Genomic DNA, 14,131 nt, shown 5'->3' on the forward strand with positions numbered 1-14,131 from the left:
TTTTTATTTTTGGCTGTTAGTTTTGTTCTTTCAGAGGAGTTAGCGTTACAGGGCCTAAAAGTCCTGATAGCATCGGATTCCATTTTGTGGCATCAAATTTTTTATAATCTTTATCCACCATATTTATTTCGTAGAAAATTTTCCATTCCTTACCTTTCAGCTCCATATCTCTAATTCTGTTGGCAGGAAGATTGGTCACTTGAATTTTCAAGGTGTTCTTTCCTGATTTTAGATTTTTAATCTGCAGTTTATATGGAATTGACCAAAGTGTGCCGACAAATTCATCGTTGATCCAAATTTTTGCGCTTTCGCGAACGTCCCCCAGATTTAAACTCCAGTTTTGTACTGAAGGGTTGGGATTTTCAAACTGAAGCGTATAAGTTGCAGAGCCAGAAAAAGCTTCAGCATCTGGATTTAATTTTGTCCACGATTCTAAATTAGAAACAACAGTACTTTGAGGTAATTTTGGTCCGCCTTTATCAAAAGTAATTTTCCAATCTCCTTGCAATGGAAATGTTTTAGAATCAGATTCATAGTAAGGCCATTTTTTTTGAGATGCGATTTTTTCTGTCTTTAAAAAGAAAGATTGGCCAGGCTCAATTTTTAGTTTTACAAATGTGTTGTGGTCTTTTTTATGGACAATGGCATTTCCGTATTCCTTAGTTAACGGATCTAAAATAAGGACTTCCTTATCTGCAATCTCAATCGGAATAAAATCATCTATTGTTTCTTTGGTGTGATTGACGATATAATATATTTTTTCTCCGTCAATATCTCTTCTAATGAATTTTAATCCTGTATTTACAAGACTTTCGGGTTTAATATTTTTGTTTTCTAAAGCTTTGAAAATGTCTTCAGACGAAACTAGAGATTGATTGTCTAATAGTATTTTTTTGAGCTTTTGTTCTCGATTTTTGTAATCATATAATCCAGGAACAGACTCAGGTAAACCTTCAAATATAACGCTCGCGCCTGCTTTTTTCAATTCAATTAATTTTTGAAGTGTTTCTAATGGCATTTTTTTACATACTGGAACAATCAAGGATTTATAACTTCCGCCAGATAAAATGATGTTTCCATTTACCACTTTAGCTTGAGCTATAAAATTGTCCGAAATAAAATCGGTGCTATATCCTTTCTTGATCAGGTTTTTTGTGGTGTCATAAAAAGAAGTTCCATGAAGCCATTCTGATAGCGAATGAATTTTGAATTGGAAAAATAAAGTTCCATTATGGTATTTATCCCAGGCATCAAAAATCGGCCAGTACAATAAAATTTCGTTATCTGCTTTTCCTTGTTGTAAAAGAGATTGGCAATTTGAAATATAAGAGAACAGAGCGGGGGCATCTTCCCAAATTGTATTATTCGAATTAAAATTTACCGATGCATAAAATTGCCATCCTGGCCAAACGGCACGGTCTGGAGAATAAGTCGATCCATGCAGAAAAATATGATTGACACCATTTAGCATTAAATCTTCAGCTTCAGGTTTGCATTGTGATAATGCCGTTTTAAAATGTTCTCTCAGCCAAGTAAACGTTTCCGACGATACTAGGTTTTTACCAGAAATATGAGCTGCAGACGAAGAAAATTTCAGCATAACAGGGTCAGCATCTCCTTCGCGAATGTCCTCTTTGTCACGTCTCAAACCCGGAATATCAAACGGCATAGAGCCAAATGTTTCGCATTCTGGAATATCTGCAGAAGCATACAAATCGATTAAATTTCCTGGAGAACCATGAGCCTGAAGTTTTGTTTTGAAGTTTTTAGAATGTGCCCAGTTAGTCCAAGATTTATCAAATTTATTAAGCAGCAAATCAGAAATAGTCTGACGATAATCGCTTCTGACTCTGTTACTTTCTTCATTGTCGGTTTCATTCAATAAAACAGAAAGTTCTTTCTTTAAATCGTAACCACGCAAGTTTTTAAACTCATCAAAAAAGTTGGGAGTGAAATCGGTTCCGTAGACTTCAAAACTGTCATTAAAAATGGCTCTTATTTTTCCCTCTCTACCTTTGAAAGCATCATTAAACGGAGCAACATAAGCTTTTAAAGCTTCTGTGGAATAATGATCTAGCGTATATCCGTTTCCGCCGGAAGCCGCTCTTTTTACCTGCTGTCCTGTTTTTCCGCTAAATACGGCATAGATGGTATAATCTGTCTTTTTTGCTTTCCAGTTTAGTAGATTTGGTTGTAGATTACTGGGTAATTTAATACTTGAACCTTCAAGACCTTTATCGTTTATATTTGTCTTTTTGTTTTTAAGATCATTTGTCAAATCAATAATAGATCCGTCATTTCCGTAGGCTACCACATACAATAATTCTGCTGGATTTTTCTCTTTGGCATTAACTATAATGTTTCGATTGAATGTTTCATTTTTTTTAACCTGATATTTTTCGACTATAAGTTTAGTTGCAGCATGATTCAATGTTACGTGCGATCCTCCATAAGGCCATCCAGTTCCTAAAACCATATCGACCTGCATTTTTAAACTATCTGAAACGCGTATGGTGTAATCTAACATGTCCAGCCATTTTGGAGATAAATAATCGATAAAGTTATTTTCTTCTCCTTTTACGCCATAGATTGGAGTGATTTCAACTCCGCCAATTCCAGCGTGATGAAAATCAATAAGGCTTCTTTTTAAGTTAGGTTTATCTACTGCACTTCCCATCCACCACCAACGCGCCCAAGGCTGATTCAGGTTGGTAGAGTTTGGCCATGGGGATTTATTTTTTTCTTGCGAATTAGCCTGAAAAAAAGAGAAAAGCAATAGTGTTATTAAGCAGAATCTTTTCATTATTTATGCCGTATTTGACTTTTGTAAAAATAGTTTCTTTCCTACTTTTTAGGTTTAAAAATTACGATAGATTGTCTTGGTATTAAAGTAAAAGTAGAGGGAGCGATTTTAAAAGCTATCCTGTAGCATCCTGTTTTTATTTAAAAATCACTTAAAATTAAATGTGTAAAATTTACACTTATTTGTTGTGTAATTAATATTTTTTTATGCAATTAAATATTAATACTTTAAAAATAATTTAATAAAATTTTTGATCCTGTAATTTTTGATTTCGCAATGAATTAAAGCTTGTAAATCAGGTAGTTGTGCGTATTTTCTGTTAATCAAAACTTAAAATAAAATATAAGATATTGAAAGTTAACAGGATACTACAGGATACTGTGGAAAAGGCTTCTGGATAAATTTGAGTTAGACTAATTAACTAACCAAAACTAAATTTTATGAAAAACAAGCTTAATCTTTTGCTGACTATAGCCTTATTGGTACTGTTGTACTCATCGGGCTATGCGCAAGAAAAAACGGTTACAGGAACCGTTACCGATGCAGCTAAATTATCAATTCCGGGAGCCAACGTAATTGTGAAAGGAACAAGTCGATCAACGAGCACAGACATGGATGGAAAGTTTAGCATTGCTGCTGCACCTGGAGAAACTTTACTTTTTTCGTTTATTGGATTTGTAAAACAAGAAGTGAAAATTGGCGCTGCTACAAATTATACGATTTCTCTTGAAGCAGAAAGTGCCAACTTAAATGAAGTTGTTGTCATCGGTTATGGTACTCAAAAGAAAAAGCTCACAACGGGAGCTATTTCTGGAATCAAAACAGAGAATTTTACAGAGCGTCCAATTTCAAGAATTGACCAAGGTCTAATTGGTCAGGTAGCTGGGGTTCGTGTAAAACAGACTACGGGTTTGCCAGGACAGCCTTTTAGCATAGAAATTCGTGGAGCCGGATCGATTACAGCAGGAAACGAGCCATTGTACGTTATTGATGGATTTCCGATTTATACAGAAGGATCAAATAGCAACGGAACTTTCTCTAACGGAAGTCCGCTAGATAATATGAATCCTAACGATGTGGCTTCTATCGAGGTTTTAAAAGATGCGTCGGCGGCTGCAATTTATGGTTCGCGTGCATCAAATGGGGTGGTTATTATTACAACAAAAAAGGGTAAAAAAGGAAAACCGCAATTTACTTTTAATACCTATGGCGGTGTAAATAAAGAAGCAAATAGAGTAGATATGCTTTCTGCTCAAGGATGGATTGACAGAGCAAAAGTGATGATTGATTCGCAATGGGTTGGGTCTGGAATTGCAGGAGCTTCTGCAAGTCAAACAACGGCAGAAAGAATTGCAGCTTACAATGCAGTAAATCCTACTGCTCCATTAATACCAAGCAACTCAAGATATTATACATATTTGCATGATGACAGATGGGATATGCCTGGACATCCTGGTCTGGACTATATTGACTGGCAGGATAAAGTGTTTCGTACAGGAGAATTCAGCAATTATCAGCTAACTGCTTCTGGAGCTACAGATGCTGTAAACTACTATGTTTCTGCCAACTATCAAAAAAATACGGGATATATTGTCGGAACAGATTATTCTCTTTTTTCTGCAAGAGCAAATATTGACATTAAATTGTCAGAAAATTTTAAAATGGGAATCAACTTAGCGCCTTCTTATTCTATAAAAAATGATCCAGGTGTTGAAGGGAAAGATAATACACTTTTTAAAGCGCTTACTGCAACTCCAGTTTTTGAAAGCACAGAAAATGCTAAGGGTGAAAAGTATACAACGCGATATATGTGGGGAAGCAGTACGACAAATATGCTGAATGCTTTGGCAAGAACAGGAAGAAATTCGATGTATCGAAATTTAATTTCTGCATATGCTAGTTATCAATTTGCTAAAAGTTTTAATTTAAAAAGTACGATCAACTTTGATAACTCAGATAACGTTAACGAAAGTTATACGCCAAATGATGTAATTGCTAGTATTAGAGGAGCTTATAATACATATAGAAGACAAAATCTAGTTAACGAAAATACTTTGACATACGACAGAACTTTCGGAAGCCACAGTGTGAATGTTCTTTTGGGACAATCTTTCAACTCGTACGATATCACAAGATCTACAATGTCTTCTGGAGCACTTTACAATAGTTCAACAATTGAGACATTGCCTGCAGGATCTATTGGTTCTACTAATGCAGAAAAAAATACTTTGCTTTCATTTTTCTCTCGTATTCAGTACAATTTCAAAGAAAAATATATTATAGCAGGAAGTATTAGACGTGATGGTTCTTCTAAGTTTGGTGCAGACAGAAGATGGGGAACTTTCTCTTCTCTTTCGCTTGGATGGAGAATAAAGCAGGAAGCATTTTTGCAAGATGTAGATTGGCTGACTGAATTGAAATTAAGAGCAAGCACAGGTGTTAACGGAAGTAATAACATCGGAAGTTATGCACAATATGCCACTCTTGGAACTTTCAATTATTCTATTGGTGGAGCAGCTGCAGCTGGACAAGGGGCATCTTCTATTCCGAATCCAAGCTTGCATTGGGAGGAATCAAAAAGTGTTGACTTCGGATTGGATTTTGGTTTTATCAAAAACAGACTTTCTGGGACCTTCGAATTGTATAGAAAAACAAACAATGAACTGCTGTTAAGAGTTCCAATTCCTAGTGATTCTGGTTTTCCAACATATCAAACCAATATTGGAGAAGTGCAAAATCAAGGATGGGAATTTGAGTTGAATTCATTAAACGTAAAAACGGGCAATTTTGAGTGGAGAACTTCCGCAAATATAAGCCATAACGAAAATAAAGTTCTGGCTTTAGGTCCAGATCAAAGTAAAATTGAAATTAGCAATTCATTTGACGGAGGTGTGCCATTTATCAAATTAGAAGTCGGTAAACCAATGTACACGATTTTCGGATTGAAACAAAATGGAGTTGTAACTCAAGCGGATATCGATGCTGGCGGAACTACAATTGGAGGAAATAAACTGGTTCTTGGAGATCCGAGATATGTAGATCAGAACGGAGATAAAAAAATCAACTCTGAAGACCGTGTTGATTTAGGAAATCCAACTCCAAAATATACTTGGGGAATTACAAATACCTTCAAATACAAAGATTTAGATTTAAGTGTTTTGGTTCAAGGACAAAATGGCGGAACAGTTTACGGATTAACAGGACGTGCTATTGACCGTACAGGAATGGGGTCTGTAGAAAATTCTCTAAGTGTTGACCCAGCAGTAAGAGGAAACTGGAGAACTTCTTTTGGATATCAAGCAAACTCAGACTGGTTGTATAAATCTGATTATGTGAGTGTGAGAAGTATTTCTATAGGATATAATTTAAGACAAGCCTTAAAAGGAATTTCTAGAATCAATAACGCAAGATTGTATGTAACAGGCGAAAACTGGTTCTATTGGAACAAGTACAGAGTTGGTTTCAATCCTGAAGCAGTAAATACTTCAGCAAGTTCAAATAGTGATTTCGCAGTGCCTGTAGATTATGGTGGGGCACCTTTAGCAAAATCATTGGTTATCGGACTAAACGTTAATTTTAATTAAAACAAAATGAAAAAATATATCTTCATAGCAGCAGGTGCTTTACTATTATTTGCACAATCATCTTGTACAGATCAACTGGATCAGCTGCCTTTGTCACAAGGTACAATCGAGAATTTTTATGCAACGCCAGGCGATTTTGTTCAGGCAAGAAATGCAACCTATTCAGTAGCTTTTCACGGACTTTCGGCATACGGTTACGCAAACAGGGTCTTGAATTTGAGTGAAACGCGTTCCGACAATTTGATGGCAACAACTCAAGCGTCACGTGATTGGGAAGGAATTAACAGCTTTTATACTTCTATAAGTTCTAACACTTATGTAAAAGAAGCTTATATGGCCAATTACAATGCCATTTATAAAGCCAATCAGTTACTAGAAAAAATTGCAGAAAAAGGAGATGAAATCTTTACCTCTCCAGCTGATAAGGCATCAATGGCAGCTGAAGCACGATTTTTAAGAGCATTTTGTTATTTCGATTTGTTAAGATGGTTCGGTCGCGTGCCTTTAATCGATAAAACAGTAACCGCTACAGAAGCGTCACAAATACCTAGAACTGAAGTGACAAAAGTATACGATTTGATCATTTCAGATTTACAGCTTGCAATTCCAGATTTGAGTCCATCTTATGATGCTGCCAACTTTGGACGTGTTACCAAATATGGAGCAAAAGCATTACTAGGTTTGGTATACATGACACGCTCAAGTCCGACGTACGGAATAGATGGTGCAATGCTTGGTCTAAATGAATGGGATAAAGCTTATAAAGAATTAAATGATATTAAATTGAGCGGTCTGTATACTTTTAGTACAGAATATGATCCAATTTTTAAATTAGAAGGACTTGCCAACAAAGAGAATGTATTGACAATTCCGTACACACAAAATATTTCGACTCCAGTAGGAGGTAACTTTATGGTAGAAGTGGGTTATGAGCCCTATTTTGCATCTGTAAATTTATCGGCACAAGGAGCTCTAGAAGCAAGACCAATTTCAAAAGGTTTGATGGATATGTTTGCAGCAACAGATAAACGTAAAATATTCGGTATTGCAACAAGTTATACTGTAGCATCTGGAACGTACAAAGGAAGTTATACACAACCAGTCTTTAAAAAATACATTGATCCTACAAGATACGGAAACGGCCGTGAAGACTGGGGAGTAGATTTTATGGTAACTCGTTATACTGATGTCTTAATGTTAATGGCAGAATGTACGCTTCATGGCGGCGGCGGAACTCAGGCAGAAGTTGACGATATTGTAAATAAAGTAAGAACAAGAGCAGGAGTTGCGGCAAATGCTTCAAATATTACTTTAGACCAATTGTTTGACGAAAGACGAAAAGAATTCTTCTCAGAAGGAACAAGATGGTTTGATTTAATCAGATCTGGAAAAGCCGTAACTATAATGAATGCCTGGAGACTTGCTGAAGATACGGAAAATAAAATCAGAACGATTGACAATAACTCATTGCTATATCCAATTCCATTGCAAGAGCTTTTGGCTGTTCCTGGACTTTACGATCAGAATCTTGGTTACGATTAATAATAAGCTTTAGAATAATGTTTTTGTTTTTGAAATTAAGCTGTCTATTCAGGCAGCTTTTTTTTCATTTTTTAGACTTATAATGAAAAGTTGCAAATGATGTAGATCGTTCAATTATTTTTAAATTTAAATGTAACTTAAAATCAATGCCAATGACTGGGTTAAAAAAACTTTTATTATTCTCCTTTGTTTTACTTGCAAAATTTTCGGCAGCGGCGCAAATAAAACTTCCTTCTTTGGTTGCCGACAATATGGTTTTGCAGCAGCAAACAAAAGTCAATTTGTGGGGATGGGCCGCTCCAAACGAAAAAATCAGTATTAAAATGGGCTGGTCTGATCTTCCTGTTGATGTTGTTGCCGATGCCGATGGAAATTGGAAAACAACAGTTTCAACGCCTAGTGGAAGTCAGAAAACATACGAGATTACACTTAATGCTTCTAATACAATCACTTTAAAAAATGTACTAATTGGAGAAGTTTGGTTGTGTTCGGGACAATCTAATATGTTTTTTCCTGTGGGAAGGGAAGAAGGGACTTGGAAAACCGGAGTTAAGAATTATGAAGAAGAAGTAAAAAATGCTGCATTTCCAGATATTCGTCTTTTTACCGTGGCGCTAAATGCTTCTCAAAAACCTTTAGAAGATGTTGTTGGAAGCTGGAAAGTATGTAATGCTGAAAATAGTAAAACTTTCTCGGCTGTAGCCTATTTTTTCGGAAGAGATTTATATCAAAAATTAAATGTGCCAATCGGATTAATTTCTACTTCTTGGGGCGGTACAAAGGCAGAAGCTTGGACGGCTCAAAATATTTTAGAAGAAGAAACGGCCTTTTTGCCAATACTTCAGGAAGATGCCAAAAATGAAAAAATCTATCAGGAAAAACTCGAATCATACTATTTGGCTTTAACCAATGAGCGAATTTCTGCCGCAAATGTGTCAAAAACACCATTAAAAAGGCCAAAAAAAGAACCCAATAAAACGTCTTATGTTCTGTATAATGCGATGCTGCATCCGTTGGTAAACTTTACCATTAAAGGCGCGATTTGGTATCAAGGCGAAAGCAATTCGGGAAAAGCCTATTTGTACAGAACTTTATTTCCTGCGATGGTAAAAAGCTGGAGAGACGAGTGGAAGCAAGGCGATTTTCCTTTCTATTACGTTCAGATTACCCCTCATAAAGGACAAAATGCAGCCATTAGAGAAGCACAATTACTGTCGCTAAAAGTAATTCCAAATAGCGGAATGGTAGTTACCACCGATGTTGGCGACGCGCAAAACATTCATCCAATAGACAAACAGACTGTTGGCTACAGATTGGCTTTAATTGCGCGTGCAAAAACCTACGGCGAAAACAAATTGGTTTATTCTGGACCAATTTATAATCACATGAAAATAAAAAAACAGAAAGCACAATTGTTTTTTGATTACGCAGAATCGGGACTAAAAAAGACGGGTGATGTCTTAAAAGAATTTGAGATCGCAGGAGAAGATCAAATCTTTTATCCAGCTGATGCTAAAATTGATGGAAAAACAATAATCGTTTCTGCTGCAAAAGTAAAAGAACCGGTAGCAGTGCGTTTTGCATGGAAAGCCGTTCCAGAACCCAATTTATTCAATAATGACAATCTGCCAGCTTCTCCTTTTAGAACAGACGATTGGGTAGAAGTTGAGAAAATTAAGAATTAAGAATAAGTAATCTGCTCAATCTGTTAGATCTGCGAGAGAATTTAAATAAAAAATAAAATGAATAGAAGGCAATTTATAATCGGGAATTCTCTAGCTGTTATGGCATTATGTCTTCCGTATTCGGCGAAAGCCTTTAATTTTTTAGAAAATCCTAAACTTTCAGATTTCGAAAAAAAACTAAAACCTGTCGGACGTGCTTTAGAGTTTGAAGATTATTACGTTTGGTGCAACAGTCCGATTGAAGGTCCTGACGGAAAAATTCATGTGTTTTTTTCAAGATGGAAAAAATCAAAATCGATGAGTGGCTGGATCAACGGTTCTGAAATAGCGCACGCTGTTGCAGACAAACCAGAAGGCCCTTATGAATATGTGAGCACCGTTTTGGCGCCAAGAGGCGAAGGTTTTTGGGATGCTACGACTTGCCATAATCCAAGCATTCATTTTGTAGATGGCAAATACGCGCTTTTTTTTATGGGAAATTCTAACGGAAAAATGAATACTAAACGTATCGGTTTAGCACTTTCAGATTCGCTTTACGGTCCGTGGGAGCGACCAGACGAACCTTTATTGCTTCCTGGTGAAAAAGGAGAATGGGACGATCTGCTGACTACAAATCCGTCTTTTTTAAAACATCCAAACGGAGAATATTGGCTGTATTATAAATCATTAGATACAGAAAATTACGAGCATCCGAAATTTCCAATAAAAGGAAATAGGAAATACGGGTTGGCAATATCAAAGTCGTTAATGGGACCTTATATAAAATATCCAAACAACCCGATTATCGATTTTTCTAAACTCGGAGACAATAAACAATGCGAAGATGCTTTTGTCTGGTATGAAAATAAAAAATTTAAAATGCTGGCCCGAGATATGGGCGTTTTCGGAATGGATTACGGTCTCTATATGGATTCTGATGACGGAATGCATTGGAATGCGCCTTTGATTTCCTATCAGCCCTTAAATAAATATATCAAGCAGCCCGAAGCGCCCAAACATTTAAACCGTTATGGTCGTGCCGAGCGTCCGCAGCTTTTGTTTCAAAAAGGAAAAGCAACCTATTTGTTTACGGCTTCGCAAGGAGGAAAATATGAAACCTCGTCAGCTTTTATTTTTAAGATAGAATGAAGCACAAAATGTTAAACAATTAAAGTAAAAAAATGGAAAATAATACAATTAGAAATGCTTTTACAATGCGATTGAAATCTGGCTTTGAGACAGAATACAAATTGCGGCATGATACTATATGGCCAGAACTTTTACAATTGCTTTCAGAAAGTGGCATACAGGATTATTCTATATTTCTAGACGAAGAAAGCGGTATTCTTTTTGGTGTTCAAAAATTAAACGCAGCATTTGACCGTTCTAAACTTTCCAGCCATCCTTTAATGAGAAAATGGTGGAATTATATGGCCGATATAATGGATACAAATCCAGATAATTCGCCAAAAGCAAATACGCTCACAGAAGTTTTTCATTTGGATTAACTTGTAAAAATTCATTCAACCAAAAAACTATTAATTAAATACTAATGAAAAATATTTTAAAGGTTTTAGTTTTCATCATTGGCTTTTTTCAAATTTCATTTTCGCAAAATTATGCCAACGATACATTTCCAGATGGAAGCCCGATTACCAATTGGTTTAAAGATTATACTAAAATTCAATTGAAAAATTTAGGGAAACAATACATCATTACTGATTTTGGTGTGGGTAAAGACAGCACTAAAATTCAGACCATTCAGATTCAGAAAGTAATAGACAAAGCAGCCGCAAGTGGCGGAGGAGTAATTGTGATTCCGAAAGGAGTTTATTTGAGCGGCGCTTTGTTTTTTAAACCCAAAACGGCTTTGTATGTTTCGGAAGGCGGGGTGTTGAAAGGATCAGATAATATTGCCGATTTCCCGATTATGCCTTCGCGAATGGAAGGGCAGAATCTAGATTATTTTCCAGCATTGGTTAATGCTTATGGAGTAGATAATTTTTCGATTTCTGGAAAAGGAACGATAAACGGAAACGGTAGAAAATATTGGGAGGCGTTCTGGGAGCGACGTAAAGAAAATCCAAAATGCACTAATCTTGAAGTGTCTAGACCAAGATTGGTTTTTGTGTGGAATTCAAACAACGTGCAGCTTCAAGACGTAAAATTGATTAACTCTGGTTTTTGGACAAATCATTTTTATAAATGCAATAATGTAAAACTACTGGATTTGTATATTTTCTCGCCTCATATTGAGATTAAAGCGCCAAGCACAGATGCCATAGATATTGATATCTGCACTAATTTTTTGGTAAAAGGCTGTTACATGTCTGTTAATGACGATGCGATTGCTTTAAAAGGCGGAAAAGGGCCTTACGCAGATCAAGATAAAAATAACGGTCCGAATAACAATATTATAATTGAAGATTGCAATTTCGGATTCTGCCATTCGGCATTAACAAATGGGAGCGAATCGATTCATAATAAAAATGTCATTATGAGAAATTGTAAAATTGATGGCGCTTCGCGAATGCTTTGGCTTAAAATGCGACCTGATACGCCGCAACGATACGAATATATAAGAGTAGAAGATATAAAAGGAAGTGCCAAAAATTGTCTTGCGATTTTTGCTTGGAAACAATTTTTCGATTTAAAAGGGCGTCCTGATATTCCGCTATCTTACGGAGATCATGTGACTTTAAAAAATATAGATTTGAAATGCGAGACTTTTTACGGAGTAGAAAATGATCCAAATGTTCGTTTGTCCAATTTTACTTTTGAAAACATGAATATCGAAGCAGCAAAAACAGCTGTAGATAAAAGTCTGATTAACGGTGTAACTTTTAAAAATGTGTATGTAAATAAGAAATTAGTGGAATAGTTTCGAATATATTATAAGTATAACAATCAAAATGGCTTCGGTTTTAAACGAAGCCATTTTTTTTTAATTTCTTCACCAGCTTGGATTTTTATTTTGCTACATCAAACTATTTTAGTCTATTTTATCCAGTCGCAATTTTTTATTTTTTTAATACATTCTGCTGCGGTTAATGCATTGAAGTCGGCACCTTTCATACCGGTATGCGTGTGATCTTTAGGGAAAAAAGCTTTTACTTGTTCCTTTCCAAGAGCTTCATATTTTTTAGCAATTTCATCACTTAAATCAATGTAAGTAACATTTTCTTTTGTAGCAATTTCTCTGGACCACTTAACATACGTATCAAATCGTTGTTCTACTTTGTCATTCGGCCATTCGTTTCTTGGAGTTAAACTCAAGACAATCGGAATTGCGCCTTTTTCTTTAGCCTCACGAATCATTTTTGAGATATACCAGTCAAATGTGTAAACTGTTTCCTTGGAACCGTCAGGACGCGTTATTTCTTGAGATTCATTGCCAATTCCTTTTAAAGAACCTCTAAACTTTTCCTTGTCAATTGCACCCGCATCATTATGTCCAAACTGAATCAGGACGAAATTTCCGGGCTGTAACTGATTTTTAACTTCTTCCCAAAGTCCTTCTGTAATAAAAGTTCTGGAGCTTCGACCGCCTCGAGCTTTATTGATAACTTCGACTCTTGCAGTGTCGCAATATTTAGGAAAAACAACACCCCAGCCCACAGCATCTGGACTTCCGTTATCGGCCATGGTCGAATCTCCAATTAAAAAGACTTTATTTTTGGAGGGAAAAACAATTTTAGGATTTTTTAAAATGTAATTTTTTAAAGTGTTTTTACTCTCTTTCAACTCATTAATAATTACCGAAGCCGACATGACAGCGCCTTTTGCCGAAGTATGCGTATGGTCTCTTTTGTAAAAATAAGTATCGGTTATTTTGGATTCGCCCAATTTTTCCATTTCAAGAGCCATCTTTTCATTTAAATTAATGAAAGTCACTTGCTCTTTTTGGGCAACTTGTTTTGCCCAAAGTCCATACGAATGATCATTTCTAGGAACTTTTCCGTCTTTCCAGTCGTTTCTCGGAATTGGCGAACACACAATCGGAATAGCGCCTTTTGATTTTGCTTCGCGAATTATTTTCTGAATATACCAACCATAACTATGTACGATTTCATGTTTTTTCGTCAGGATATTATCGATTTCCTGCGTTTCATTTCCAATTCCTTTAATCGTTCCGCGGGCGCGTAGACTATCGTTTATTGGCCCGTCGTCATTATGTCCAAACTGAATCAATACATAATCACCTTTTTTAAGTTTACTTAAAACTACGGTCCATAAATCTTTATCCTGAAAAGTTCGGCTACTCGTACCACCAAGCGCATGATTTTCTACATGAATTTTGGTAGTGTCCAAAAACTGACCAATAAAATCTCCCCAACCCCACAGTCCGCCATCGCCTTTGCCTTTTCCATTTTTTACAGTCGAATCGCCCACTGTATAAAGTGTAGGTTTAGAATCTTGTTTTGGAGTGAAATTAAAAAATAACACAGCCAGTAATAAAGTGAAAAGTATTTTAAATGATTTCATATTTTTTTTTAATTGTGAGTTGTGAAATGTGAGTTGTAAAATGGGCCTTCGAC

8 protein-coding genes are annotated in these 14,131 nt (G+C 36.0%); 6 read left to right on the plus strand and 2 right to left on the minus strand.

The features are described 5' to 3' along the window. Positions 1-16: 16 nt before the first annotated feature. Positions 17-2,803, minus strand: coding sequence for a glycosyl hydrolase (locus AAYQ05_RS04985; RefSeq protein ID WP_343541558.1), 2,787 nt, complete (start codon positions 2,801-2,803; stop codon positions 17-19). 440 nt (positions 2,804-3,243) lie between these two features. On the opposite strand from AAYQ05_RS04985, the gene AAYQ05_RS04990 reads away from it, so the two are divergent. From AAYQ05_RS04990 to AAYQ05_RS05015, 6 genes are all read left to right on the plus strand, one after another. Then, complete coding sequence (locus tag AAYQ05_RS04990; protein WP_343541559.1) at positions 3,244-6,387, plus strand: SusC/RagA family TonB-linked outer membrane protein; 3,144 nt, start codon at positions 3,244-3,246, stop codon at positions 6,385-6,387. A 6-nt stretch (positions 6,388-6,393) separates the two neighbouring features. Then, positions 6,394-7,929, plus strand: a complete 1,536-nt coding sequence (locus AAYQ05_RS04995; protein ID WP_343541561.1) for a RagB/SusD family nutrient uptake outer membrane protein — start codon at positions 6,394-6,396, stop codon at positions 7,927-7,929. A gap of 152 nt (positions 7,930-8,081) precedes the next feature. Then, positions 8,082-9,614: a sialate O-acetylesterase gene (locus AAYQ05_RS05000; RefSeq protein WP_343541563.1), complete on the plus strand. Its 1,533-nt coding sequence runs from the start codon at positions 8,082-8,084 to the stop codon at positions 9,612-9,614. Positions 9,615-9,671: 57 nt separating this feature from the next. Further along, positions 9,672-10,742, plus strand: a complete 1,071-nt coding sequence (locus AAYQ05_RS05005; RefSeq protein ID WP_343541564.1) for a glycoside hydrolase family protein — start codon at positions 9,672-9,674, stop codon at positions 10,740-10,742. Positions 10,743-10,774: 32 nt separating this feature from the next. Next, positions 10,775-11,101, plus strand: coding sequence for an L-rhamnose mutarotase (rhaM, locus tag AAYQ05_RS05010; RefSeq protein WP_281633421.1), 327 nt, complete (start codon positions 10,775-10,777; stop codon positions 11,099-11,101). Between the two features lie 44 nt (positions 11,102-11,145). Further along, positions 11,146-12,474, plus strand: a complete 1,329-nt coding sequence (locus AAYQ05_RS05015; protein ID WP_343541566.1) for a rhamnogalacturonidase — start codon at positions 11,146-11,148, stop codon at positions 12,472-12,474. Positions 12,475-12,590: 116 nt separating this feature from the next. Here AAYQ05_RS05015 and AAYQ05_RS05020 read toward each other — a convergent pair whose 3' ends face one another. Beyond that, complete coding sequence (locus AAYQ05_RS05020) at positions 12,591-14,078, minus strand: rhamnogalacturonan acetylesterase (protein WP_343541568.1); 1,488 nt, start codon at positions 14,076-14,078, stop codon at positions 12,591-12,593. Between the last annotated feature and the right edge of the window lie 53 nt (positions 14,079-14,131).

Origin of the sequence: Flavobacterium movens (assembly GCF_039581425.1) — a bacterium.
In the GTDB taxonomy this organism is placed as follows: Bacteria; Bacteroidota; Bacteroidia; order Flavobacteriales; family Flavobacteriaceae; genus Flavobacterium; species Flavobacterium luteolum.

What these genes read in the sequence shown, in the direction of transcription:
- AAYQ05_RS04985 (WP_343541558.1), bottom strand. Translation starts at nt 2,803, where the DNA reads ATGAAAAGATTCTGCTTAATAACACTATTGCTTTTCTCTTTTTTTCAG.
- AAYQ05_RS04990 (WP_343541559.1), top strand. Translation starts at nt 3,244, where the DNA reads ATGAAAAACAAGCTTAATCTTTTGCTGACTATAGCCTTATTGGTACTG.
- AAYQ05_RS04995 (WP_343541561.1), top strand. Translation starts at nt 6,394, where the DNA reads ATGAAAAAATATATCTTCATAGCAGCAGGTGCTTTACTATTATTTGCA.
- AAYQ05_RS05000 (WP_343541563.1), top strand. Translation starts at nt 8,082, where the DNA reads ATGACTGGGTTAAAAAAACTTTTATTATTCTCCTTTGTTTTACTTGCA.
- AAYQ05_RS05005 (WP_343541564.1), top strand. Translation starts at nt 9,672, where the DNA reads ATGAATAGAAGGCAATTTATAATCGGGAATTCTCTAGCTGTTATGGCA.
- rhaM (WP_281633421.1), top strand. Translation starts at nt 10,775, where the DNA reads ATGGAAAATAATACAATTAGAAATGCTTTTACAATGCGATTGAAATCT.
- AAYQ05_RS05015 (WP_343541566.1), top strand. Translation starts at nt 11,146, where the DNA reads ATGAAAAATATTTTAAAGGTTTTAGTTTTCATCATTGGCTTTTTTCAA.
- AAYQ05_RS05020 (WP_343541568.1), bottom strand. Translation starts at nt 14,078, where the DNA reads ATGAAATCATTTAAAATACTTTTCACTTTATTACTGGCTGTGTTATTT.